General features: G+C 61.0%; 23 protein-coding genes. 11 read left to right on the top strand and 12 right to left on the bottom strand.

Going from position 1 to position 24,782, the window contains the following annotated elements:
* Positions 1 to 141: 141 nt before the first annotated feature.
* Positions 142 to 1,458 (bottom strand): nucleotide sugar dehydrogenase, encoded by a 1,317-nt coding sequence (locus HZ99_RS11625; protein WP_038443186.1) that lies wholly within the window; start codon positions 1,456 to 1,458, stop codon positions 142 to 144.
* Positions 1,459 to 2,326: 868 nt separating this feature from the next.
* Positions 2,327 to 3,106, bottom strand: a complete 780-nt coding sequence (yaaA, locus tag HZ99_RS11620) for a peroxide stress protein YaaA (RefSeq protein WP_038443183.1) — start codon at positions 3,104 to 3,106, stop codon at positions 2,327 to 2,329.
* 207 nt (positions 3,107 to 3,313) lie between these two features.
* Here yaaA and HZ99_RS11615 point away from each other — a divergent pair, with 207 nt between their 5' ends.
* The 5 genes from HZ99_RS11615 to moaE all read left to right on the top strand — a co-directional run bounded on the left by HZ99_RS11615 (position 3,314) and on the right by moaE (position 7,449).
* The gene (locus tag HZ99_RS11615) at positions 3,314 to 4,438 is read left to right on the top strand and encodes a polysaccharide deacetylase family protein (RefSeq protein ID WP_038443180.1); all 1,125 of its coding nucleotides are present in this window, start codon (positions 3,314 to 3,316) and stop codon (positions 4,436 to 4,438) included.
* 347 nt (positions 4,439 to 4,785) lie between these two features.
* On the top strand, positions 4,786 to 6,180 hold the full coding sequence (locus HZ99_RS11610; RefSeq protein WP_038443177.1) for a PhoH family protein: 1,395 nt from the start codon (positions 4,786 to 4,788) through the stop codon (positions 6,178 to 6,180).
* Between the two features lie 104 nt (positions 6,181 to 6,284).
* Positions 6,285 to 6,758 (top strand): cyclic pyranopterin monophosphate synthase MoaC, encoded by a 474-nt coding sequence (moaC, locus tag HZ99_RS11605; RefSeq protein WP_038443174.1) that lies wholly within the window; start codon positions 6,285 to 6,287, stop codon positions 6,756 to 6,758.
* Positions 6,755 to 6,997, top strand: coding sequence for a molybdopterin converting factor subunit 1 (gene moaD, locus HZ99_RS11600; RefSeq protein ID WP_038443171.1), 243 nt, complete (start codon positions 6,755 to 6,757; stop codon positions 6,995 to 6,997). The genes moaC and moaD overlap by 4 nt, the downstream gene beginning before the upstream one ends.
* A 2-nt stretch (positions 6,998 to 6,999) precedes the next feature.
* Positions 7,000 to 7,449, top strand: coding sequence for a molybdopterin synthase catalytic subunit MoaE (gene moaE, locus HZ99_RS11595; protein WP_038443169.1), 450 nt, complete (start codon positions 7,000 to 7,002; stop codon positions 7,447 to 7,449).
* An 83-nt stretch (positions 7,450 to 7,532) separates the two neighbouring features.
* Here the strand turns inward: moaE and HZ99_RS11590 are convergent, their stop codons facing one another.
* The 3 genes from HZ99_RS11590 to HZ99_RS11580 all read right to left on the bottom strand — a co-directional run bounded on the left by HZ99_RS11590 (position 7,533) and on the right by HZ99_RS11580 (position 11,025).
* Positions 7,533 to 8,672 (bottom strand): NAD(P)/FAD-dependent oxidoreductase, encoded by a 1,140-nt coding sequence (locus HZ99_RS11590; RefSeq protein ID WP_038443166.1) that lies wholly within the window; start codon positions 8,670 to 8,672, stop codon positions 7,533 to 7,535.
* Positions 8,673 to 8,811: 139 nt separating this feature from the next.
* Positions 8,812 to 10,272 carry an ATP-dependent RNA helicase RhlB gene (gene rhlB / locus HZ99_RS11585; RefSeq protein ID WP_038443163.1) on the bottom strand — a complete coding sequence of 487 codons (1,461 nt, stop codon included), beginning with the start codon at positions 10,270 to 10,272 and terminating at the stop codon, positions 8,812 to 8,814.
* A 96-nt stretch (positions 10,273 to 10,368) separates the two neighbouring features.
* Positions 10,369 to 11,025 (bottom strand): alpha/beta hydrolase, encoded by a 657-nt coding sequence (locus HZ99_RS11580; protein ID WP_038443159.1) that lies wholly within the window; start codon positions 11,023 to 11,025, stop codon positions 10,369 to 10,371.
* 345 nt (positions 11,026 to 11,370) lie between these two features.
* On the opposite strand from HZ99_RS11580, the gene HZ99_RS11575 reads away from it, so the two are divergent.
* From HZ99_RS11575 to HZ99_RS11550, 6 genes are all read left to right on the top strand, one after another.
* Complete coding sequence (locus HZ99_RS11575) at positions 11,371 to 12,402, top strand: amino acid ABC transporter substrate-binding protein (protein ID WP_038443156.1); 1,032 nt, start codon at positions 11,371 to 11,373, stop codon at positions 12,400 to 12,402.
* A gap of 72 nt (positions 12,403 to 12,474) precedes the next feature.
* Positions 12,475 to 13,656, top strand: a complete 1,182-nt coding sequence (locus HZ99_RS11570) for an amino acid ABC transporter permease (protein WP_038443154.1) — start codon at positions 12,475 to 12,477, stop codon at positions 13,654 to 13,656.
* A gap of 10 nt (positions 13,657 to 13,666) precedes the next feature.
* Positions 13,667 to 14,764 carry an amino acid ABC transporter permease gene (locus HZ99_RS11565; protein WP_038443151.1) on the top strand — a complete coding sequence of 366 codons (1,098 nt, stop codon included), beginning with the start codon at positions 13,667 to 13,669 and terminating at the stop codon, positions 14,762 to 14,764.
* A gap of 11 nt (positions 14,765 to 14,775) precedes the next feature.
* Complete coding sequence (locus HZ99_RS11560; protein WP_038443148.1) at positions 14,776 to 15,540, top strand: amino acid ABC transporter ATP-binding protein; 765 nt, start codon at positions 14,776 to 14,778, stop codon at positions 15,538 to 15,540.
* Positions 15,541 to 15,734: 194 nt separating this feature from the next.
* Positions 15,735 to 16,394, top strand: a complete 660-nt coding sequence (locus HZ99_RS11555) for a FadR/GntR family transcriptional regulator (protein WP_038443145.1) — start codon at positions 15,735 to 15,737, stop codon at positions 16,392 to 16,394.
* Positions 16,384 to 17,664 (top strand): CynX/NimT family MFS transporter, encoded by a 1,281-nt coding sequence (locus tag HZ99_RS11550; RefSeq protein WP_038443143.1) that lies wholly within the window; start codon positions 16,384 to 16,386, stop codon positions 17,662 to 17,664. Before HZ99_RS11555 ends, HZ99_RS11550 begins: the two co-directional genes overlap by 11 nt.
* On the opposite strand, the gene HZ99_RS11545 is transcribed toward HZ99_RS11550, so the two are convergent.
* The 7 genes from HZ99_RS11545 to HZ99_RS11515 form a co-directional block, all read right to left on the bottom strand.
* Positions 17,661 to 18,311, bottom strand: a complete 651-nt coding sequence (locus HZ99_RS11545) for a DUF1120 domain-containing protein (RefSeq protein ID WP_038443140.1) — start codon at positions 18,309 to 18,311, stop codon at positions 17,661 to 17,663. The two genes, HZ99_RS11550 and HZ99_RS11545, sit on opposite strands and share 4 nt — an antisense overlap.
* An 11-nt stretch (positions 18,312 to 18,322) precedes the next feature.
* Positions 18,323 to 19,465 (bottom strand): DUF1120 domain-containing protein, encoded by a 1,143-nt coding sequence (locus tag HZ99_RS11540; RefSeq protein ID WP_051903152.1) that lies wholly within the window; start codon positions 19,463 to 19,465, stop codon positions 18,323 to 18,325.
* A gap of 10 nt (positions 19,466 to 19,475) precedes the next feature.
* The gene (locus HZ99_RS11535; RefSeq protein WP_181883235.1) at positions 19,476 to 21,905 is read right to left on the bottom strand and encodes a fimbria/pilus outer membrane usher protein; all 2,430 of its coding nucleotides are present in this window, start codon (positions 21,903 to 21,905) and stop codon (positions 19,476 to 19,478) included.
* 127 nt (positions 21,906 to 22,032) lie between these two features.
* Positions 22,033 to 22,731 carry a fimbria/pilus chaperone family protein gene (locus tag HZ99_RS11530; RefSeq protein ID WP_038443137.1) on the bottom strand — a complete coding sequence of 233 codons (699 nt, stop codon included), beginning with the start codon at positions 22,729 to 22,731 and terminating at the stop codon, positions 22,033 to 22,035.
* A 27-nt stretch (positions 22,732 to 22,758) separates the two neighbouring features.
* On the bottom strand, positions 22,759 to 23,385 hold the full coding sequence (locus tag HZ99_RS11525; RefSeq protein WP_038443134.1) for a DUF1120 domain-containing protein: 627 nt from the start codon (positions 23,383 to 23,385) through the stop codon (positions 22,759 to 22,761).
* Positions 23,386 to 23,475: 90 nt separating this feature from the next.
* Positions 23,476 to 24,096 carry a DUF1120 domain-containing protein gene (locus HZ99_RS11520; RefSeq protein ID WP_038443132.1) on the bottom strand — a complete coding sequence of 207 codons (621 nt, stop codon included), beginning with the start codon at positions 24,094 to 24,096 and terminating at the stop codon, positions 23,476 to 23,478.
* A gap of 40 nt (positions 24,097 to 24,136) precedes the next feature.
* On the bottom strand, positions 24,137 to 24,751 hold the full coding sequence (locus HZ99_RS11515; RefSeq protein WP_038443129.1) for a DUF1120 domain-containing protein: 615 nt from the start codon (positions 24,749 to 24,751) through the stop codon (positions 24,137 to 24,139).
* Between the last annotated feature and the right edge of the window lie 31 nt (positions 24,752 to 24,782).

Here is a 24,782-nt window from a genome sequence, read left to right as displayed (position 1 = left end):
GTGTCTCGGGCGAGCCTGTGGGGTGGCCCGATGGGGTTAAGCAGGCTTACAAGTGGCGCCTCGAAGGGCGCCATCGCCGGCGAGCCGGCTCCTACATGACATGCGCGACCTGCAGGAGCCGGCTGCCGGCGATCAGCGCTGTTACCAGCAGATACCTTCGGTACGGCCACTGACGCTGGTGGCCCGGGACATAAAGCCCACCAGGTCGACCACTTGCTTGCCGTGCGGGGCTTGCTGGGCCAGGGCGCGGAACTTCTCGTCGCGGTTGCCGAGGATGATCACGTCGCTGTTGTTGATCACATCGTCAAAGTCCGAGTTGAGCAGGGACGACACGTGGGGGATCTTGCCCTCGATGTAGTCCTTGTTGGCGCCGTGGACGCGGGCGTATTCGACGTTGCTGTCGTAGATGCTCAGGTCAAAGCCCTTGCCGATCAGCATTTCCGCCAGCTCCACCAGCGGGCTTTCGCGCAGGTCATCGGTGCCGGCCTTGAAGCTCAGGCCCAGCAGGGCAACCTTGCGCTTGTCGTGGCTGGAGACGATGTCGAAGGCGTTCTGCACCTGGGACTCGTTGCTGCGCATCAGCGAGTTGAGCAGCGGTGCTTCCACGTCCAGGGACCCTGCGCGGTAGGTCAGGGCGCGCACGTCCTTGGGCAGGCACGAGCCACCGAAGGCAAAGCCTGGGCGCATGTAGTACTGGGACAGGTTGAGGGTCTTGTCCTGGCACACCACTTCCATCACTTCGCGCCCATCGACGCCCACGGCCTTGGCGATGTTGCCGATCTCGTTGGCGAAGGTCACTTTGGTGGCGTGCCACACGTTGCAGGTGTACTTGATCATCTCGGCAACGGCGATGTCCTTGCGGATGATCGGCGCGTCGAGTGCTTCGTACAGCGATTGCAGGACATCGCCGGAGGCTTTGTCGAATTCGCCGATGACCGTCATCGGTGGCAGGTCGTAGTCGGCGATGGCGGTGGATTCGCGCAGGAATTCCGGGTTGACCGCGACACCGAAGTCGACGCCGGCTTTTTTGCCGGAGCAGTCTTCGAGGATTGGAATCACCACATTGGCCACGGTGCCGGGCAGCACGGTGCTGCGTACCACGATGGTGTGACGGGTGGTCTTGTCCCGCAGGACAAAACCGATCTCGCGGCATACCGCTTCGATGTAGTTGAGTTCCAGGTCGCCGTTCTTCTTGCTCGGCGTGCCGACGCAAATCATCGACAGGTCGGTATCGCGGATGGCTTCGGCGAAGTCAGTGGTGCCGCGCAAGCGACCGGAGGCAATGCCCTGGCTCAGCAGCTCGCCCAGGCCCGGTTCAACGATGGGGGATTTGCCCGCGTTGATCAGGTCGATCTTATCCTTGGAAATATCGACACCGACCACTTCATGGCCCCGTGCAGACAGGCAACCGGCACAGACTGCGCCCACGTAACCCAAACCAAATATGCTGATGCGCATCGCATTTACCTCTATCTTTATCACGCCATTAGATGGCCGGAGTTCATGTTTTCAAGCGTCACTCATGCACTAGGAAATGCGGTGAATAGACACGGCATTGCCATGTGCAGGCATGTTAAAAGTCGAGTGACTAACTAATGCACTCAAGTTGTGCGCAACTTGGCCTTGTTGTTGGGGCTTGCCCTTAAATGCAGCCAGCCTTCTGCGAGAAGGGGCTGGCGTCAGTGCCGCAATGCTTTGATATAGGCTGAAAGCCTTTTTGTATCAATGCTTTGGGTTTTTCACTGACCTGCTTGGGTAGGCTCAGCCTTGGCCTTGTAGGGGATGGTCATGCAACCTTATCGCCCGCCCTCAACTAAAAAGTTGATAATTAGACCGAAGAATCAAAGTTGTATGTGACAACTTGGCTACTTCCGTTGGTCGCTGTGTAAGTCATATCGCACAAGAACAGAGATAATCGTTACCGGTGGTATGAGCGGCACTTGGAGGCATAGTTCCTGGCCGCTCATCCTGTTTTTTGAAATTTCTTGAAATATTGGCAAAGATGGCACTAGTACTATATTGATAGCACTAACGGATTGGGCTAATGGTTATGGGGAGTTGGTGCGCAGATATAGTTTTATGCCACTACTGTTTGAAAAAAGTGGTGCCACTACGAAAAAAACTGACGAATGTCGAGTGAAAGAAACGTTAGGAATTCTGAAGAAATATTTTTGGCGCCAAATTAATGACGATTCTGCTGAAGGAATATAGGGCAAATGTGGGAGCGGGCTTGCTCGCGAAAACGGTGCTTCAGTCAATCTATCCGGTGACTGATACACCGTTTTCGCGAGCAAGCCCGCTCCCACATTTTAATCCGGGTGCCGCCTCAATCCGGTGCGTGATCGCGCAAAAACACCAGGTTATCCGGCTTGGACTGTTCGGCACTGAAGCGATAACCCTGCACATCGAACTGCTTGAGCTGGGCCGGGTCGTTGAGGCGTTCTTCAATGACGAAGCGGCTCATCATGCCCCGGGCCTTTTTGGCGTAGAAGCTGATGATCTTGTACTGGCCGTTTTTCAGGTCCTTGAACTCGGTGTTGATGATCCGCGCGTTCAAGGCCGGGCGCTTGACCGCCGAAAAGTATTCGTTGGACGCCAGGTTCAGTAATACGTCATCGCCTTGCTCTGCCAGGGCTTCATTGAGCCATTCGCTGATACGTGTGCCCCAGAAGGCATACAGGTCCTTGCCACGGGCATTGGCCAGCTTGGTGCCCATTTCCAGGCGGTACGGCATCATCAGGTCCAGCGGGCGCAGCAGGCCGTACAGGCCGGAGAGCATACGCAGGTGGTCCTGGGCGTAGCTGAAGTCGGCCTCCTTGAATGTCTGGGCATTCAGGCCGGTGTACACATCGCCTTTGAACGCCAGTAACGCCTGCTTGGCGTTGGCCTGGGTAAAGGCAGGCGTCCAGCTGCCGAAACGCGCGGCATTGAGGCCGCCGATCTTGTCGGAAACATGCATCAGTTCGCTGATCTGTGCCGGGCTCAGCTCGCGCAACTGCTCGATCAACTCCTGGGAATGGTCGAGGTATTGGGGCTGGGTAAAGCGCTGGGTCACCGGCGCGGTCTCGAAATCGAGGGTTTTGGCTGGGGAAATCACCATCAGCATGAAGTCGTCTCCTGTAATCGTCGGGGGATTCTAGGGGGTTGGGGCGTTCGACTCCACCTATCAGGCCAATAGCCACGAAATCTGCGTAGGAACCGGCTTGTCGGCGATGAGGCCCTCAGGGTTTGAGGTGAGCGTTCGCACGCCATCGCCGGCAAGGGAAGGGGGTATCGGCTATAGTGGCCGACGAATCAGGAGGGGAGATCCGTTGTGCGAATTGCGCTTTTATTGTGCGCCTGGCTGACGTGCCTGGGCGCCCAGGCGGCCAGTGTGGATGTCGCGAGCCTGGACCGCGGTACCTGGCCGGAAAAACTCAGCAGCCCGGCGCTGTTCGATGTGGCGTCACGCGCCGAAATCCTTATGTTCGCCAGCGCCCTGTTGGCCAGCGAGGCTCTGGATGAACCGGCCCTCAAGCAGCGCCTGGGGCTGAAGATCATCAACCTGGGTGCCATCGACGACCTGCGCCGCCGTCTCTGGCAACGGTTGCTGGAGAACTACGGGTTTGCCCAGCAAAGCTGCGAACAGGATGCTTCGTTCTGCTACCTGGTGGACAACATGGACGACCTGCGCGAGCAGGCCGGCAAGTTCGAGGTCAGGGAGCAATCCTTCTATATAGGTTGGGCTGGCCCCAGCCGGGCGTTTCACCAGCGCTACCTGGATGAACTGCTGCGCAAGGCCGCCCTGTTTCCGCAGATCAGCAGCGAAGTGGCGCGTTTTGGGGATTTCGAGCGCAATGGCGATGAGCTCAATGACCGCCTGTTTTTGCTGACCTTCGATGGCGGCCCGGCACCGCTCAACGGTCAAACCGACTGGCTGGCCGACTATCTGCGCAAGCAGAAAATGACGGCAACCTTTTTTGCCCTCGGCAACAGTCTGCAAATGCGTCTGGAAAAGACCTCGGCCGCTGATGTGCAGGCGTTGTACGAGGGCCAGTGCGTGGGCATTCAGGGCTGGCAGTATCGTTCCCATAGCCACTGGGTCGACTGGCAGAGTTCCATCACCCGCAACGCATCGCTGACCCAGAACCTGCTGCCGGAAAACTACGTGCCGCTGTTCCGCCCGCCCTATGGCCAGCGCCGGGCCGACAGCCAGGGCTTCTTTCAGGCCCAGGGCCTGCAAGTGGCGTTGTGGGATATCGACTCCCAGGATGAGCCCGGCCTGCTCAAGGCCGATGAGTCGGCCCAGCGGGTGCTGACGCTGATGTTGCTGTGGCGCAAAGGGGTGATTGTGTTCCACGACACTCAGGACAAGGCGCGGGTCGCTTTGCCCCTGTTGCTTTCGGCAACGGCGCAAAGTGGGTTGGGCTGGCAGGACTGCCGGGAGGCGTTTCGCTGAGAAGCGAAAATGCCCGGCCTTGTTGGGGATGAGGGTTTTTTGGGGTGATTTGCTGCGACATTTCGATGCAGGCGGACTTCCGACTTTAGCGGTGCGCGTGGCAGCCCGCCAGTGCTATTCGTCATCCTGAAAAATAAACTTCAAAAAAGCGTCAAAGTGCTTTTTCCTGTCATGGGTTTTGCGGTATTACGAAGACAGATCGCCGAAACCTGCGTCACAGGTGGCGTCTTCCCAGACTCCTCAGGTGGGCAATGCACTTGACGTCCCTCAGGTGTATTCGGTGGTCGAATCGAGGCGCAGCACTGTTGTGGTATTGCGTCGACTGGCTCCCACAAAGGTGACCGAGTATGGATGATCATGGACGTACCCCTTCTTCCGACCAGCCAATCCTTTATGTGCTTGATACCAATGTATTGATCCACGATCCAAACGCATTGCTCAATTTTGAAGAACACCACGTCGCCATCCCGATGATCGTGCTTGAGGAGCTCGACAAACTCAAAAGCGGGCACCATAGCGTCGCCGCCGAATGCCGCCAGGCGATCCGCCTGATCGACAAGACCCTGGGCGAAGCGTCGCCCGACGACGTTGAAGTCGGCGTGCCGATCCAGCGTGGCAAGGGTGGGCCCAAGGGTTTGCTGTCGATCCTGATGAGCAAGCGCAGCGAACCCAACAGCCTGCTGCCGGAAAACCTCAACGACAACAAGATCATCAACCAACTGATCGACCTGCATGCGCGCGACAAGGACCTGCGCCTGGTGCTGGTGACCAAAGACATCAATATGCGCCTCAAGGCACGAGCGTGTGGGATCGCGGCCGAGGACTACAGTACCGACCAATTGGTCGATGACGTGTCGATGCTGTCCCGTGGTTATCACACCATGACCGGCTCGTTCTGGGACCGCGTCAGCAAGGTCGAGACCCGCCAGGACCATGGGCGCACCTGGCACCAGGTGCAACTGACCGACAACCTGCCGGCGGTACATATCAATGAATTCATCATCGATGAACAAGGCTTTGTGGGCTGGATCAAAGAAATCCAGGTCGACAAGCTGCTGATCCTCGACCTGCATCAGGAGCCCCTGTTGCACCAGGAAGCCTGGGGCCTGAAACCGCGTGACGTGTACCAGAGCCTGGCGCTGTACGCGCTGCTCGACCCGGACATCCACCTGGTCAACCTGACCGGTGCAGCAGGTTCAGGCAAAACCATCCTGGCCCTGGCGGCGGCCATCGAGCAGACCATGGTCACCAAGCGTTATCGCCGCATCATTGCCACCCGTAGCGTGCAGGGCCTGGATCAGGAAATCGGCTTTTTGCCCGGCACCGAGGCCGAAAAAATGGAGCCGTGGCTGGGGGCAATCACCGACAACCTCGAAGCCTTGCACATGGATGACGAAAACACCCATGGCAGCGTCGACTACATCCTCAGCAAAGTGCCGTTGCAGTTCAAATCCCTCAACTACATTCGAGGTCGCAGCTTCCAGCAGAGCCTGATTTTGATCGATGAATGCCAGAACCTCACGCCACACCAGATGAAAACCATCATCACCCGTGCCGGCGCCGGTTCCAAAGTGGTGTGCCTGGGCAACCTGGCACAGATCGACACACCCTACTTGTCCGCGACCAGCTCCGGGCTGACCTACCTGACGGAACGCTTCAAGGATTTCCCGAACGGCGTGCATATCGCCTTGCAGGGCGTCCCTCGCTCGATTCTGGCCGAATACGCCGAATCCCACCTGTAACCACGACCTACCGCAGGAGCCGGCTTGCCGGCTCCTGCACAATCAGCTCTGCGCAAAATTGACCCACAGGTTTACAATCGGGGCTTCTGATCAGGAGTATCCCCGTGCTGACTCATCTCGATTCCCAGGGCCGTGCCCATATGGTCGACGTCACCGAAAAAACCGTGACGTTCCGTGAAGCCGTGGCCGAAGCGCGGGTGCGCATGCTGCCCCAGACCCTGCAAATGATCGTCGACGGCGCCCACCCCAAGGGCGACGTGTTCGCTGTGGCGCGGATCGCCGGGATCCAGGCGGCGAAAAAGACCAGCGACCTGATCCCCCTGTGCCATCCGCTGATGCTGACCGGGGTCAAGGTAGAACTGGCCGCTGAAGGGGAAAATACCGTGCACATCATCGCCCGTTGCAAGCTTTCCGGGCAGACCGGCGTGGAGATGGAAGCGCTGACGGCCGCCAGTGTCGCTGCGCTGACTATCTACGACATGTGCAAGGCGGTAGACCGTGGCATGACCATCGAAAACATTCGCCTGCTGGAAAAACTCGGCGGCAAGAGCGGGCATTTCAAGGCGGATCAAGCATGAGTATCAACGTACTGTTTTTTGCCCGCTACAGCGAAGCGGTGGGCCTGGACTCCCTGGAAGTCGAAGGCGACTTCGCCACGGTCGATGCCGTGCGCCTGGCGTTGGCCGCTGATCCGGGCTTCGAGGTGCTCAACGAAGCAAGCCTGATGTGTGCGCGCAACCAGGAGCTGTGCGCCCTTGACGAGCCGTTGCAGCCCGGCGATGAAGTGGCATTTTTTCCGCCCGTGACTGGAGGCTGACCGTGGCTGTTCGCGTACAACTCCAGCCTTTCGACCCCGGTGCCGAAGTCAACGCCATGCACGCTGCCAATGTCGGCGTGGGGGCCGTGGTGAGTTTTGTCGGCTATGTACGCGACTTCAATGATGGCCTGGATGTAGCCGGAATGTTCCTCGAACACTACCCTGGCATGACCGAAAAGGCCCTGGCCAAGATCGCCGTCGAAGCCGAGCAGCGCTGGCCGTTGCTCAAACTGGAAGTGCTGCACCGCATTGGCAGCCTGGAGCCGGGTGAGCCCATCGTGTTTGTCGCCGCCGCCAGCGCCCATCGGCAGGCAGCGTTTGACGCCTGTGCGTTTGTGATGGACTACCTGAAGACCCGAGCGCCGTTCTGGAAGAAGGAAAGCACCAGTGAAGGGGCGCGGTGGGTTGAAGGGCGCACCAGCGATCACGTCGCCGCTGACCGCTGGAAGTAGTTGGCGAGCACCGATCTTGAGACGTTGGAGGTTCAAATGTGGGAGCGGGTAAGCCCAACTCTCGCACTGGGCCAGCGGCAGGTCTAGATATCGTGTTTGTTCAGGCGTTTTGGCGATAGCATCGCTTCGCTCAGCCCCATCGTAACCAGTGCCTCGGGCAACGGCTGACCCCGCACCAACGCCGCACTGGCCTGGCCCATGGCCGGTGAGGTCTGGATCCCGTAGCCACCCTGGGCTGCAATCCAGAACAAACCCTCTACCTGCGGATCAAAGCCGCACACCAGGTCGCCGTCGCTGACAAAACTGCGCAGCCCTGCCCAAGTCCGTGCCGGGCGGCGGATGCTCAGGGTGGTGGCTTCTTCGATGTGATAGATGCCGGTGGCGATATCCAGCTCTTCAGGCTGCACGTCGTGGGGCTCCACCGGGTCGGCATTGGCCGGGGAGCCGAGGAACATCCCGGCATCGGGCTTCATGTAGAACGAGCCGTCGAGGGCGGCCAACTCCGGCCATCCCTGAATATCCATTTCAGCCGGTGGGGCGAACACAAAGGCACTGCGGCGCTTGGGTTGCAGGCCGATTTTTTGTGCGCCGGCCATGTCGCCGATGGTGTCGGCCCAGGCACCGGCGGCGTTGATGATCACTGGGGCGCTGAAGCGCTGTTGCGAGGTGCGCACTTGCCACTGGCCCTGGTCATCACGGTTGAGCGTTTGCACTTCACAGTCGGTATGAATAACGCCGCCGTTGCGCCGAATGCCTCGCAAATAGCCCTGGTACAACGCGTCGGTGTCGATATCGCAGACCGTCGGGTCGTAGATCGCACCATGGACTTTTTCCCGGCGCAGGATGGGCAGCATCGCCATGGCTTCTTCGAGATCCAGCAGGCGGGTTTGCGCAACCAGCGCCTTGGCGCTCAGGTACTGGCGCTGCAATTCGTCGGGGTCGCCGATAAAGTCCACCAATATTTCGCCACGAGGGGTGAGCAGCGGGTGTTCGCTAAAACCTGCGGGCGGGTGATCGAAGAAATCGCGGCTGCCCAGCGTCAGGGCGCGCACTTGTGGCGTGCCGTAGGCAGCGATATAGAGGGCGGCGGAACGGCCGGTGGAGTGATAGCCCGGCATAGACTCACGTTCCAGCACAATGACCCGGGCGTGCCGGGACAGCCAGTAGCCGGCGGAGGCACCGGCAATGCCGCCGCCGATGATGAGGTAGTCGGCCTGGTTCATCTGTTCCTCCTTGGATCTGAAAGCGCCGAACGCAAATGTAGGAGCTGGCTTGCCTGCGATGCATGCACCTCGGGACATCGAGACCGCGGTGATGCTATCGCTGGCAAGCCAGCTCCTGCACAAGCCAGGCTATGCCCGCTTAAGGGCGTTTGCGCTCTACGGCGCGCAACAGATGCGTCGGCGGCGTCTCACAACTGATCTTGCGCCCCAGCAGCGCCTCGATTGAAGGCAACTGGTACGAGTCATCTTCCCCGGCAAAGCTGATCGACACACCCGCAGCCCCCGCACGACCGGTACGGCCGATCCGGTGCACGTAGTCGTCCGGCACTTCCGGCAGGGTGAAGTTGATCACGTGGCTGATGCCGTCGATATGAATCCCACGCCCTGCCACATCGGTAGCCACCAGCACGCGGATCTTGCCTTCACGAAAGCCTTCCAGGGTCTTGATGCGTTTGTGCTGCGGCACATCGCCCGACAACTGCGCAGCGTTGACGCCATCGCGTACCAGGCGTTCTTCGATGCGCCGCACTTCGTCCTTGCGGTTGGCAAACACCATGACCCTCTCCCAACCATTGTCGTTGACCAGGTTGTAGAGCAGCTTGTATTTGTCGGCGCCGGCCACGGCATAGATATGCTGTTCGACGTTTTCGCTGGCGACGTTTTCTGCCTCGATCTCGACGATGGATGGATCGGTGGTCCACTGCTTGGCGAGGTTCATCACGTCTTCGGTGAAGGTTGCGGAGAACAGCAGGGTCTGGCGTTCGTTTTTGGGTGGGGTCTGGCGAATGATCTGGCGCACTTGTGGGATGAAACCCATGTCGAGCATCCGATCGGCTTCGTCCAGCACCATCACCTCGACCATGTCCAGGTGCACGTCGCCGCGCTGGTTGAAGTCCAGCAAGCGGCCCGGCGTGGCGACCAGGATGTCGCAGTGTCGCGCTTCCAGGTGCTTGAGCTGCTTGTCGAAGTCCATGCCGCCCACAAACGTCATGACGTTGAGGCCGGTGTATTTGGTCAGGTCGGCGGCATCCTTGGCGATCTGCACCACCAGTTCCCGGGTCGGGGCGATGATCAGCGCCCGCGGTTCACCCATGTAGCGCTCTTTGGGCGGCGGCGTCTGCAGCAGTTGGGTGATGATCGAGATCAGGAACGCAGCGGTCTTGCCGGTACCGGTCTGGGCGCGACCGATGGCATCTTTGCCGGCCAGGGTAAAGCCCAGCACTTGTGCCTGGATCGGTGTGCAGTACGGGAAACCCAGGTCCTGGATGGCGTGCATCAGTTCCGGGGCCAGCTTGAAGTCGTGAAAGCGGGTCTTGCCCTCTTGGGGCTCGACCACGAAGTCTTCCAGTTTCCATGGCTTCACCACGGGTTTTGGTGCACGTTCGCGGCGAGGTTTTTCCACGCGGGCGGGTTCAGCGGGCGGCACGGCGGCGGCAGGGGCCGTGGGCGGCTGTTTTGGCGAGGCAACGGGCGCGGTTCGGCCTGGCTGTTTACCATCGTGGCGGCTGCCGGGAGCTTGGACAGGGGCGCTGGGAACAGGGGCGAGTGGTTCAGCCTCGCTTTTACCGAACATCTTCTTGAGTGCTTTGAGCACGGTCATCTCATCAATTGGTTAAGGAATGTACGCCGGCCAGTGTAATGCAAGAATCGGGCGCGGCGTAGTGCGTTGGTCATGCGGCTACACAATGGCGGTCTTTCAGCCCAGACGGTCGGTCAACCAGGTGCCGATAGCGCGGATTTCCTCGGGTAACACTTCATGACCCATTGGGTATTCCTGCCATGTCACGGTGACACCACGCAGCTTCAAGTGCTCGTAGGCGCTACGGCCCATGGCGTTCTGCACCACTTCATCGTACTGGCCATGTAGGCACAGGGCCGGAATGCGCTGCTGGCTCGCCGACAATTCCAGCTCGTCGCTGAACGTGGGGGCATAGGTGGAGAGGGCAAGCACGCCACCCAGGGCCCCCTGCCATTTTACAAAGGCAGCGTGCAAAACCACGGCGCCACCTTGGGAAAAGCCGGCAAGGAAAATTCGCGAAGGCTCTATTCCGCCGGCTTTTTGTTGTTCGATCAAATCAGTGACCATTTTGGCAGACTCATCCAGCTGTTCGCGGCTGATCGCGCGCGCCGGGCTCATGGCCAATATGTCGTACCAACTTGGCATCTCGTAGCCACCATTGATGGTCACTGGACGGGTGGGGGCCTGGGGCAGGACAAAGCGGGTGGACGACAAGGTTTCCTGCAACGCTTCGGCCACCGGCAGGAAGTCGTAGCGATCGGCACCCAGGCCATGCAACCAGATTACGCAGGCGTCTGCGGGCTTGGCGGGCTGAAGAATCAAGGGTTCGGTCATGTTTGCTCCAAAAATGTGCGCGCGCGCCGCTGAGGGGCGTCGGGGCGGTGCGTGGAAGGTGATTCGGTTAACAAGATGTCGCCTGGTTGACTGTTTTGCGATAGATCCTGAGCTGAAACGGCTCAGCCGACACTCTGGTACGCCGCTTGCTATGTGTAGGTCGAGGTCAGAACTATCTGAGGACGGTAACACTATCAGTGACTGCCGCCTCTGGGATAGCCGCTGCAATGACAGCGACAGCCTCTTGCCGCTTGACCCCAAAAAAAGCCAACACGGGTCGATATCGCCTCACAAGGGTGCGCAGAGGTTCTAGCTCCGACACAACAAGAGCAACTGGAGGTTTGAATGAAGGTATTGAAGTCCACCCTGGTCATCGTGACCGCGGCGACCGTAATGGGGATCAGTGGTCTGGCCCAGGCCGGCGCCACCCTGGATGCGGTGCAGAAAAAAGGGTTTGTGCAATGTGGCGTCAGCGACGGCCTGCCGGGTTTCTCGGTGCCGGATGCCAGCGGCAAGATTCTCGGGATCGACGCTGATTACTGCCGTGCCGTGGCGGCGGCTGTGTTTGGCGACGCGACCAAGGTCAAGTTCAGCCAGTTGAATGCCAAGGAGCGTTTCACCGCGCTGCAATCGGGCGAAGTCGACATCCTGTCGCGCAACACCACCATGACCAGCTCCCGTGATGCGGGCATGGGCCTGAAATTCCCGGGCTTTATCACTTACTACGATGGCATCGGCTTTTTGGTCAACAACAAGCTGGGCGTGAAGAGCGCCAAGGAACTGGACGGTGCAACCATTTGCATCCAGGCCGGTACCACCACTGAGCTGAACGTTTCCGACTACTTCCGCGCCAACAACCTCAAGTACACCCCGATCACCTTCGACACCTCCGACGAGAGCGCCAAGTCCCTGGAGTCCGGCCGCTGCGACGTGCTGACCTCCGACAAGTCGCAACTGTTCGCCCAGCGCAGCAAGCTGGCTGCGCCGAAGGACTACATGGTGCTGCCGGAAACCATTTCCAAGGAGCCCCTGGGCCCGGTCGTGCGTAACGGCGACGACGAGTGGCTGGCCATCGTGCGCTGGGTGGGCTACGCCATGCTCAACGCCGAAGAAGCCGGCATCACCTCGAAGAACGTCGAAGCTGAAGCCAAGTCCACCAAGAACCCGGACATTGCGCGCCTGTTGGGTGCGGACGGTGAGTACGGCAAAGACCTGAAGGTGAAGAAGGATTGGGTCGTACAGATCGTCAAGCAGGTCGGTAACTACGGCGAAGTGTTCGAGCGCAACCTGGGCAAGAGCACCCCGTTGGAAATCGACCGCGGCCTGAACGCGCTGTGGAACAACGGTGGCATTCAATACGCACCCCCTGTGCGCTGATCACTGATGGTTCTATCACCCGGTGGGCCAACCGCCGGGTGATGTTCTGTTCCATTATTTCTGGGGCACTTCATGCAAACTCAAATCGGCGCACCCAAGCAGAAGCTCAGCTTCAGCGATCCCAAAGTGCGTGCGTGGCTATTTCAGATCATTGCCATCGTGGCGGTGGTCGGCTTGGGCTGGTATCTGGTCCATAACACTCAGGTCAATATGCAGCACCGGGGGATCACCTCGGGCTTCTCGTTTCTTGAGCGCAGTGCCGGCTTTGGCATTGCCCAGCATTTGATCGACTACACCGAATCGGACAGCTATGCCCGGGTCTTTGTGATCGGCCTGCTCAATACCCTGCTGGTGACGGCCATTGGTGTGGTCCTGGCGACCCTCCTCGGGTTCATGATTGGTGTCGCCAGGCTTTCGCCGAACTGGATGATCAACAAGCTGGCCACCCTTTATATCGAGGTGTTCCGCAATATCCCCCCGCTGCTGCAAATTCTGTTCTGGTATTTTGCGGTGTTCCTGACCATGCCTGGCCCGCGCGCCAGCCATAACTTCGGGGACATGTTCTTTGTCAGCAGCCGTGGCCTGAATATGCCGGCAGCGCTCGCGGCGGATGGGTTCTGGCCGTTCTGGATCAGCGTGGGAGTGGCCATCGTCGCGATCGTGTTGATGAGCCGTTGGGCGACCCGGCGCTTTGAAGCCACGGGCGTGCCCTTTCACACATTCTGGGCGGGCCTGGCGCTGTTTCTCGTGATCCCGGCCTTGAGCATCCTGGTGTTCGGCTCACCGGTGCATTGGGAGATGCCCAGGCTTGCAGGGTTCAACTTTGTCGGCGGCTGGGTATTGATCCCCGAGCTGTTGGCACTGACCCTGGCGCTGACGGTATACACCGCCGCGTTCATCGCCGAAATCGTGCGCTCCGGCATCAAGTCGGTCAGCCATGGCCAGACCGAAGCGGCCCGCTCCCTGGGCCTGCGCCCGGGGCCGACGTTGCGCAAGGTCATCCTCCCGCAAGCCCTGCGGGTGATCATTCCGCCGTTGACCAGCCAATACCTGAACCTGGCGAAAAACTCGTCCCTGGCAGCCGGCATTGGCTATCCGGAAATGGTGTCGCTGTTTGCCGGTACCGTGCTCAACCAGACTGGCCAGGGTATCGAAGTGATTGCCATCACCATGAGTGTGTACCTGGCGATCAGCATCAGCATTTCGCTGCTGATGAACCTGTACAACAAGCGCATTGCGCTGATCGAGCGGTGAGGAAGCGGCCATGAATGTTCATATCTTCAAACCCGACATGCCGCCGCCCAACATGAGCGCCGGTGTGCTCGCCTGGATGCGCAGCAACCTGTTCTCCAGTTGGTTCAATACCCTGCTGACCCTGCTTGCGGTTTACCTCGTTTACCTGACCGTGCCGCCGCTGTTGCAGTGGGCGTTCCTGGACGCCAATTGGGTGGGCACGACGCAAGCCGACTGCACCAGGGAGGGCGCCTGTTGGGTGTTTGTGCAGCAACGGTTCGGCCAGTTCATGTACGGCTATTACCCCAGTGAACTGCGCTGGCGCGTCGATCTCACCCTATGGTTGGCCGTACTCGGTGCTGCGCCGCTGTTCATCAAGCGCATGCCGCGCAAACCGCTCTACGGCCTGGGTTTTTTGCTGGTGTTTCCAGTGCTGGCCTTTGTGCTTCTCACGGGTGGCTACTGGGGCCTGGAACCCGTGGAGACGTCGAAATGGGGCGGCCTGATGCTGACCCTGGTGATCGCCACCGTGGGCATCGCCGGCGCGTTGCCATTGGGCATCCTGCTGGCGCTCGGGCGGCGCTCGAACCTGCCGGCGATCCGTGTGTTGTGCGTGACATTTATCGAGTTCTGGCGCGGCGTGCCATTGATCACGGTGCTGTTCATGTCGTCGGTGATGTTGCCGCTGTTCCTGCCCGAGGGCATGAATTTCGACAAGCTGCTGCGGGCGCTGATTGGTGTGATCATGTTCCAGTCTGCCTATGTGGCCGAAGTCGTGCGCGGTGGGTTGCAGGCCATTCCCAAGGGCCAGTACGAAGCCGCAGCGGCGATGGGCCTGGGTTACTGGCGCAGCATGGGGTTGGTGATCTTGCCCCAGGCGCTGAAGCTGGTGATTCCTGGGATCGTCAACACGCTGATCGCGTTGTTCAAGGACACGAGCCTGGTGATCATCATCGGCCTGATCGACCTGCTCAACAGCGTCAAGCAAGCCGCTGCCGACCCGAAATGGTTGGGCATGGCCACTGAAGGCTATGTGTTCGCGGCCCTGGTGTTCTGGATTTTCTGTTTTGGTATGTCGCGCTATTCCATCCATTTGGAACACAAGCTCGACACTGGCCACAAGCGTTAGGAGTTGTTGTTATGAGCGAAGCGATCAAACAGCCTGTGAGCCCTGAAGGCATTATCCAGATGCAGGGCGTCAACAAGTGGTACGGCCAGTTTCATGTGTTGAAAGACATCAACCTCAACGTTCAGCAGGGGGAGCGCATCGTGCTGTGCGGCCCGTCGGGCTCGGGCAAGTCCACTACTATCCGTTGCCTCAACCGCCTGGAAGAACACCAGCAGGGCCGCATCGTGGTCGATGGGGTAGAACTGACCAACGACCTCAAGCAGATCGAAAGCGTGCGCCGCGAAGTGGGCATGGTGTTCCAGCACTTCAACCTGTTCCCGCACCTGACCATCCTGCAGAACTGCACATTGGCTCCGATGTGGGTGCGCAAGATGCCCAAGCGCAAGGCCGAGGAAATTGCCATGCACTATCTGGAGCGCGTGCGTATTCCGGAGCAGGCCCACAAGTTTCCGGGGCAGCTGTCCGGCGGCCAGCAACAGCGTGTGGCCATCGCCCGTGCCCTGTGCATGAAGCCCAAAATCATGCTGTTCGACGAACCGACGTCGGCCCTCGACCCGGAGATGGTCAAGGAGGTACTGGACACCATGATCGGCCTGGCCGAAGACGGCATGACCATGTTGTGCGTGACCCACGAAATGGGCTTTGCGCGCACGGTGGCCAACCGTGTGATCTTCATGGACAAGGGCGAGATCGTGGAACAGGCGGCGCCCAATGACTTCTTCGACAACCCGCAGAATGAGCGGACGAGGTTGTTCTTGAGTCAGATTTTGCATTGATTGATGGTTGAGAGCATAAACCCGGCCTGGTGCCGGGTTTATTTTTGGGGCCATAAGCTCGCCGCGCTCGTACCGAGAGAACCCGTTCGTCACCCGCTTCGCCACAGCGATCTGCACTGTGCGTTGCTTCGGTAGGCAACTGCGAATAGGCTGTACGAAAATTCATCCTATGATTGGACGAAAGTACCAAGCCCATGCCAGACATCGCCCCGCTGATTAAACGCTCCCTGGTCGACCAGGCCCTGGACCAACTGCGCCAACGCATCACCCAGGGCAAGTGGGCCATTGGCGAGCGCCTGCCCACCGAGCCTGCGCTGTCGGCCGAGCTGGGCATTAGCCGCAATACCGTGCGCGAGGCCATGCGGGTGTTGGCGTTTTGCGGGTTGATCGAGATCCGCCAGGGCGACGGCAGCTACCTGCGTTCGATGACCGATCCGTTGGGGGTGGTGAGCGCCATGTCCCAGTGCACCCTGGTCCAGGCCCAGGAGACACGGCAGATCCTTGAGGTCGAGGCCGTCGGCCTGGCGGCGTTGCGCCGTACCCCCGAGGATTTGCAGCGTCTGCGTCAAGCGTTGCAGGCCAGTGGCGAGCACTATCACGGTGACCTGGAGCACTACATCCAGTGCGATTTGGTGTTTCACAAACACCTGGTGGATGCGGCCCACAACCCGGCCTTGAGCGAGCTGTACCAGTACTTTTCCAGCATCGTCGGCGCCCAGTTGCGCCAGACCCTGAATATCAAGCCGCGCCGCCAGGCGGTGTTCGACCTGCACGTCGAATTGCTCGATGCCGTGGCGCAGCAGGACCCGGAGCGCGCCAAGGCCCTGTGCCGGCAGTTGATCAATGAACCTTGAACCCGAGAGCGCCATGCCACGCCCAGACAATGCCCTTGAAGAGTTGCTGATCGACGCCGAGGCCGATGACGAGGTGGTCCAGCACACTGCGCCGCAGGTACATCGCCCGTGGCTGTTGTTGCTGGGCCTGATCCTGGTGGCACTGAACCTGCGTCCGGCGCTGTCGAGCATGGCGCCGCTGCTTGGCGAGGTGTCCGGCAGCCTGGGGCTGTCGGCTGCCAGTGCCGGCCTGCTGACCACCTTGCCGGTGCTATGCCTGGGCCTGTTTGCACCCCTGGCGCCGATCCTGGCCAGGCGTTTTGGTGCCGAGCGGGTGGTGCTGGGGATTTTGCTGACCCTGGCCGCCGGCATCATTCTGCGCAGCTCGTTCGGTGAGGCTGGCCTGTTCGCCGGCAGCCTGCTGGCCGGGGCCAGTATCGGCATTATCGGCGTGTTGTTGCCGGGCATCGTCAAGCGTGATTTCGCCAAGCAAGCCGGCGCGATGACGGGCGTGTACACCATGGCCTTGTGCCTGGGGGCGGCGTTGGCGGCGGGCGCCACGGTGCCATTGAGTCATTACTTCGCGGACAGTTGGAGCATCGGCCTGGGCTTCTGGATGCTGCCCGCCCTGGTGGCGGCGCTGTTCTGGCTGCCACAGGTCGGCCAGCAACACGGGGCGCACCAGGTGGCGTACCGGGTCAAGGGTTTGCTGCGTGATCCACTGGCCTGGCAGGTGACGTTGTACATGGGCCTGCAATCGTCCCTGGCCTACATCGTGTTCGGCTGGTTGCCGTCGATCCTCATCGGTCGGGGCCTGAGTGCGACTGAAGCCGGGTTGGCCCTGTCTGGCTCCATCATCGTGCAGTTGGCCAGCTCCCTGGCGGCGCCCTGGTTGGCCACCCGCGGCAAAGACCAGCGCCTGGCGATTGTGGTGGTGATGCTGTTGACCCTCGGCGGCCTGTTCGGATGCCTGTACGCACCGCTCGACGGTCTGTGGGGCTGGGCGATTTTGTTGGGGCTGGGCCAGGGCGGTACATTCAGCCTGGCGCTGACCCTGATCGTCCTGCGCTCGCGCGATGCCCATGTGGCCGCCAACCTGTCGAGCATGGCTCAGGGCATCGGCTACACCCTGGCGTCCCTCGGCCCGTTCGCGGTCGGCCTGGTGCATGACTGGACCGGAGGCTGGGCCGCCATCGGCTGGATTTTTGCGCTGATCGGCCTGGCTGCAATCGTCGCCGGCCTGGGCGCCGGGCGTGCGCGATATGTGCAAGTCACCAGCGAAAAACGCTAGAGATAAATCACCTCCATGGTGGCCGAGCCGTCGAGCAGCGTGTCGGTGCTCAAGTCCAGGTTCTGTTTGGCGTTGATCACCGTCTCGACCTTGACCGTGCTGGTCAGCACTTGGATTGCCGACGGCCCGCCCGTGCTGCCTTCGATGTCCGTGAACCCCAGGTAACTATTGGCACCCATGTCGATGGGGTTGAGGTTGGCGGTGCGCCAGGCGAGGCCTGCGGTGGTGGACTCGGTGCCGTAGATCAGTGCGCTGCCGTCGACCACAGTCTGCCTGGGGTCAAACGTCACTGAGTACAGGCCGATACGGTTGCCACTGTTGTCGAGCCCCAGCCCGTAGTAAATCTCGCTGTTGACCATGGCCGAGCCGTCGCGATTGTCGCGCATGCGCAGGGCGAAGCGGCTCGGGCCGTTGCAGCTGATGCTCACTTGCAGTGGTTTGGCCGGCAAGCGAGTGCCTTTGTCGAGGTTCAGGTCCTGCTGGGAAATCTTTCCATAGTCGATCAATCCACCGTTGGACATTTGCGGGGTACAGGCGCTGGGCGTAATCAGCCCCTTGACGCCCAGGTCAACGGCAGACGCCGCCAGGCCATGGGGCATCAGCGGCAGGTAGAGCAGGCTGCACAGTGCGACGGGGTAGCGTTTCATGATGAGGGTCCTTACAGGTATTTGATTTCGAGGGTGCCGGAGCCGTTGAGGTAGACGACTTCACGCAGGTCCAGGTTTTGGGTGGGCACAAGGTAGGCCTTGACCCGCAGGGTGCCGGCCAGGTTCTGGATGGCCACTGGGCCGTTGGTGCTGGCAACCCGCTCGGTAAAGCCCAGGTAGCTGTGGGCGGCCATGGGGATCTGTCGCGCCGTGGCGCTGCTCCAGGCCACGCCACCGCTGGTGGAGTCGGTGCGGTAGAGCGTGGGCAGGGTGTCGGCGGTGAAGTCAGCGGGGTCCAGGTTGACGTAGTAGCGACCAATCTTGTTGCGGCTGTTGTCCAGGTCCAGACCGTAGGCGGTCTCGTCGATCCCGCCGGTGGCCGTGCCATCGCGGTTGTCGTGCATCAACAGAGCGAAGCGTGTGGGAGCATCGCAACTGACAGAAAGCAGTAGCGTCTTGGTGGGCAGTGGGGTTTCGTGGGTGGGGCTCAGGTCCTTGGCCAGCAGTGTCCCGTAGTCGACGAGGCCACCATTGGACAGGTGAGGGGTACAGGCAACCGGTGCGAAATGTGCACGCAACGTCAACTCCCGGTAGCGCCCACTGTGGCGAGCATCGAACAGCCCGGTGACTTCCCAGGTCGTCGCATCCCTGACATGGGTGGCGGCGATGTCTGCCCAGGCCCGCAAGGTCAATTGCAGGGATAGGCTCTTGCCATGCAGCATGCTGGCGCCTTGCACAGGCGCGATCCCATGCCCGGCCCGCCAGTCCAGTTGCGCGCCGTTGGCCACAGGTGCCTGGCCAAAGGCTGGCAGCAGTCCCAGTTCCACGGGGCGGCCATCCAGCAGCGCGTCACGCACTTGCAGGTCATAGCTGCCATGCTCGGTGAATTGCAGGCGTTGGTTGTGCGTTGCTCTGGCGCTGTAGAACACACTCAGATCCTGAGGGTGCGGGCAGGTGAGGGTCAGGCTCAAGTGGCGCTCGCCCAGCAGGTGCTGGGAAGCACTGGCGCTCTGGGCAATACGGTTCATCAGTCCCAGATCCAGGAGCGGTTCGCTCAGGTTCAACTGGCACTCGTCCTGGGCCTGGGCAATACCGCACAGGCCCGTAAGCAGGGCTAGGGTACTGAGCTGTAACCAGCGGATATCTAGGGGCATGGCAGTTTCCTCAAAGGGTATGGCAGCGGGCCGATGCGGTTTCGAAGTAGACCTGGGGGTCGCCCTTGGGCGGCAGTTCGTATTGCAAGGCACAACGTTCCATACCAGGGGCTTTGATCCACAGCACGGGCTGGTCGAGCACATTGGGCAGGAACACCTGGCTGCCTTCCTGGACCAGGGTGACAAACTCGCCGCTGGCGGTACTGACGCTGGCTCCGCGAGGCAAGGCAGCGCCCTGGTCGGTGCTGACCGTCAGCAGCACGCGACGAGTCAGGGTCACGCCGAAATCCACTCGATCCACGGCGCCGCGTCCTACCGAGATCAGCGCCAGGCCATTACTGATGTCGGCGTTACGTGGCAACGAACGCGTCTGGACTTCCACCGGGCTGCGGCCATAGGCGGACACCTGTGGGACGACGGCCTGGCCTTGCCAGTCGGTCCAGACCGGGCCGCTGGGGGTGCTGACCTGAATGCCGCCGATCTCGCCGACCGAGAGGACGGCAAAGGTATCGCGTACCGGATACGGCGACAGAGTGACCCCGCCGCCATGTACCACCACACCGCCCCGGGCGCCGCCCTGATAGCTGGAGCGCTGCGCATCGGAGCGGCTATAGCTCAGGTCCAGCTGGCTGTAGCGGGGCAGCGCCGACAGACCGAGGGTGGTCTCCACTTGCTGGTCGCGGCTGTCGTGTTCAGCGCTGACGCGATAGCTCAATTGATCGTTCACCTGCTCGTTCATGCCCACGCCCACGCGGTGTTCGCCGTCGGAGTTGCGCAGCCAACTGCGCGCCCGACGGTTTTCGCCCAAGGGCAGGCTGATGTTCAAGTAGATTGCGTTGTCTTGCTGCTGGCGTCCGCCCATCTGCCATTCGGCGCTGGCCGACAGGGAGACGGCCTTCAGGCTGGTGCCCCATGAGGCCAGGGCGCGGTTGCTGCTGTCGCCGGCAAAGTTGCTGGAGCGTGAGACCCCGGCACTGAACGCCCCCAGCCAGGGGTGGGACCAACCCAGGTTCAGGCTTTGTTGGTCGCGATAGCGTGATTGGCGCTGTCGGGTGGTTTGCGGTTCGTAGGTGGCTTCTTCCAACTCTCTATAGCCAGGGCTGCGCCAGGAGTTGGCGGCACTGAAGGACCATTGCTCACCCAGGCGCTGGGACCAGGCCAGGTCGGTTTGCAGCCCGCGCACTGTTTCCCTGGCGCGGGCGTCGGCGACCTGGGTGGACACCTGGAACTGGCCGTCCAACCACGGCAACCAGCCCAGGCTCAAGCCGCCTGCGCGGTATTCACCGGACGCCAGGATGCCGCTGCCCAGGCTCAGTTGCGGGTGTAGCGTACCGCTCCAGCCTGCGCTGACTACCCAGGGGTCGGCGCCATGGGCGTCACCGACATTGCGCACTCGCCCGGCAGCGACCGAATAGCCCGGTGCGGGCAGCCCCAGGCCGAGCATCGCCGCCGGCACGGTAAAGCGCCGCTCGCCCCCCACGCTTTCCTTGACCGTGACTTCGACATCCGAACGAGTGTTCAAGCGGCGTACATCGGTCAACGAAAACGGTCCGGCGGGAACCACGGTGGAATGGATCAGCGCGCCGTTCTGGCGTACCTCGACCTGCGCCGGGCTATTGGCGATGCCATCAATGGTCGCCCCTTGGCCCTGGTCTTGAAGGGCCTCCTCGGTAAGCACCTGGACCCCGGTGATCTGCGCTCCGGGCAGCACTGGGTTGTAGAGGTTGATCTGCCCGGCCTGCAGCACCGCTTGGTGGCTGGCAAAGGTGCGTTGGGCGTAGGCCTCCAGATGGGTGCTGCGTGACACGCCATCCTGCCAGGTCTGTACCTGGCGGCTGCGTACGATCCAGTCACCGGCATTGAACCCCACCTCGGTATTGGCCGATCCAAAACGACTGGAGTCGTCACCGTAGCGATTGTAAAAACCGCTGAGGTCGTAATTGAGCAGGCCGGCAACGCCACCGGTCTGGTACCCGGAGATATCCTGCGGTATCGGGCGCAAAGCTTCGGTGGGCACCACCAGAGCTACCGTCAAGGTGGCCGGATCCTGTTCCACCAGGCTTTGCGGGAAGCGGGTGAGAAAGTCGTGGCAACGAGTGTTGTCGTCCGGTACCCGCAGGTTGGCTGCGTCCAGCAGGGCGCGGTCGAAGCACAGATTGCCCCGGGCATCGACATTCACTTCGAGCCGGCCGCGGCGTTGGCCGTTTACGGTCAGGCTCACAGCCTGACGACCTGCCGCGAAACGCGGAGCGTCAAGCAGCAGGCTGGCCAGTTGCGGGTCAATCCCGCGCTGGTGCAGGGTCTGGGCATCGAAGTGCGCATCCTGCACGGTCCCGGCCCTGGCCAGGGTCGGCAATAAGGCCGTGGCCAGTAACAGCGCCGGCAAAACGAGACGAACGGGCACGGCTTCGCCGTCACGGTAACTCAGTACTGTTTTCACGAGAGGCACTCGGTTAATGGCGGTGCCGGGCCGAGTCCGTTTCGGCCATTGCACACATCCCGGTGGCGGTCATGGCGCCGTCACTTCGTTATTCAGGGGCCTGGCTATCCTGCGACACCTGGGTTTTTCAGGGGGTGATAGGGGCGTCGTAGGCGGCTACGGCAAAGCCATAGACAGTCGCCGGTTGAAACCTTACCGAGGTGGCCGGGCCGCCTGTGGCCGGCATGCTCAGGCGCTCTCCGGGCAACAGATAGGTACGTGGCAGCATCGCCTTGCCGTCGCCGGGCAGCAGGCGCAGTTCCTGGGCCAGACGTACGACGTAGGGGGTGTCGTTGTGCACTTGCAAGGTGTTTTCTCGCAGCGACCAGTTCAAGTCGGTCCAGGGAGTCGGGTTACGCGCCAGGCCCTCAGGGTGAATGATCAGCGGCAGGTTCTGACGCACCGTCACGCCCACCCGTGCATGACCGGCCTCGGTGGCTGGCCGGCCCTGGGGCATGCCTTCAAAAATCACTCGCTTGAGCCGCTGGGTTTGCAGCGGCTGCCGGGTTTGCAGGATGAAGCGCACCAGTTGTGATTTGGAGGCTTCGACCCGAGACAGCGGAGGGGTGACCACCAGCAAGGGTTCGCGGTCTTCGGGAATGTCCTCCAGGGTCACATGCAGCAGGGCCAGTTGGCTGTCGGTGTTGGTCACCGAGACACTGGCCTCGCCTTGCGCCTGGTAGACGATCACCACGGAGGTGTCCGGGACCATGCCGTCCGCCCGGGCCTGATGGGCGAACAGCAATAGCACGAGGCAGGCGACGCCGGTTAAATACTGAGTGGTCATGATGAGTCTTTTCCCGTGGGGGGTAGGTCAGAGGTAGCGCAAGTCCAGCACGATGGAACCGTCTAGCGGCACGTCCTGGTTCAAGGTCAGGTACTGCGCGAAATTGATGGAGGTGTCGATGCGAAGCTGGGCGTTCAATTGGCGGATAAAGTCCGGCTGACGATCCCCAGGCAGGGCAAAACCCATGGCCCGGTGGGGATAGGCATTGGGTTCCGGGCCCCAGGTTTCGCCATTGTCGGCGGAGCCCAGGACTTGCATGGGCTGCAAGTCGCCAACGGGGTCGCGATAGGACAGCGCCACGGAACCCAGGCGTTCGACCGGGGCATGGATGTTTCTTCCCAGGCCGTAGAAGAACGCCGGGGCCAATGAGGAGTCGACACGATTGTCCAGGCCCACGATGGCGAACAGCATCGGTCGGCCACACTGCACACTCAGCTCCAGATACTGGGTGGGCAGCACGGTGAACTCATTGGGGGCCAGATGATGCGCAGGGATTTTGCCATGGTCGATATTGCCCTCATTGGACAACGCGATATGGCAGGCATCGGGCGTCAGCCTTCCCGTCACCGTGATGTCGACCGTGGCGGCGGCCATGGCCGGACCTGCGAGTGTCAGGTACAGCAGAACGCAGAAAAAACTTGGAAAGGTATTCATCGGTTTGCGCCATGGGCAAGAGAAGTAAGCCCGACGGTGGGAACGCGCCCATGCCGGGGAGGGTAAAGCAGGGCATGGGCGGCCATGGTGCTACAGGTACTTCACTTCAAGGGTGGCGGAGCCGTCGAGGGTCACTTCGTTGCTCAGGTCCAGGCTATCGGTCCTGGCAATCACGGTTTCCACGAACAAATCGACCTGCAGATCCTTCGTTGCCAATGGCTGGCTGCTGTCGTCCATCGCGGCAATCGACATGTACAGGCCCGGATCCCAGAATTTTTCGCTGTACCAGGTATTGCCTGCGTCCGTGGAGGCGATAGGTTGCACTGCCACCGTATCGGCCACGGGATTGTTCAGGGTCAGGTTGTACCACCCCAGTTTCTGGGTGCCGTTGATCAGCCCCAGGCCGAAGCTGGTGCTGGAGAGGGAGGAACCGGCGCGGTTGTCGATTGAATGCAGTGCAAACTGGATTGCGGCATCGCAGCTCACGGACAAGTTCAGGGTGTGGGTGCCGATCAGGGTTGGGTTGTCCGGGCGCAAATCCTTGGCGGAAATTTTGCCGTGGTCGATCACGCCGCCGCTGGACAGGCTGGGGGTGCAGGCGCTAGGTGTGATCAAACCCTTGACGGTCAGGTCGACGGTCGAAGCAGCGAAGGCTGAGCTGGTGCTCGTCAGCAACAGGCCAGTGGCGAGAACGCGAAGTGTGTGGTTCATGGCGTGCGAATTCCTTTCAATGGAGGCTGGTTAAAGCGGGTCACAGGTATTTCAATTGCACCGTGGCGTGACCGTCGATGGGGACTTCGTCGACCAGAGACAAACCGTTGGCGGGGGCGATGTGCGTGTAAAGACGCAGTTCGGCGTCAAGTTCCTTGACCGCGCGCGGTACCGAGGTACCAGCCTGCGCCACGGCGGTGAGGCCGGTGTGGCTGAGTAACACTGCGGTGGCCCAGGTCGCTCCACCGTCTTCGGACACGATGGTCTGTACGGGCTCACTGTCGGCGACTGCGTTATAGAGGCCAAAGCCTGCGCCACCGAGTTTTTCGCCGCTGGGTGTCATGCCCAGCCCATGCCAGTGATGGTGGTTGGCAGAGGAGCCGGCCCGGTTGTCGATCGTGTTAAGGGTGAAGAAGGCCGGGCCTTCGCACCTCACGCTCAATGTCAGTATCTGCCTGGGCAGATCGGTGTGCTGGTCTGCATTCAGCGACTTGGCCGACATCTTTCCAAAGTCCACCACCCCGCCACTGGAGATCATTGGTTCGCAGGCATTGGGCGTGATTGCCCCTTTCACTGCAAGGTCTGTGGTACTGACGGCAAAGGCCGACGGCGCCAATACGAACGTCACCAACAGCCGTGGAATAAAAGTGCTCATAAATGAAAGAACCTTTGTGAGTAGGGTCAGT

It is taken from the genome of Pseudomonas fluorescens, assembly GCF_000730425.1.
In the GTDB taxonomy this organism is placed as follows: Bacteria; Pseudomonadota; Gammaproteobacteria; order Pseudomonadales; family Pseudomonadaceae; genus Aquipseudomonas; species Aquipseudomonas fluorescens_X.
Note: the sequence above shows the minus strand (reverse complement) of the source record. Positions and strands in the feature narration are given on the sequence as shown.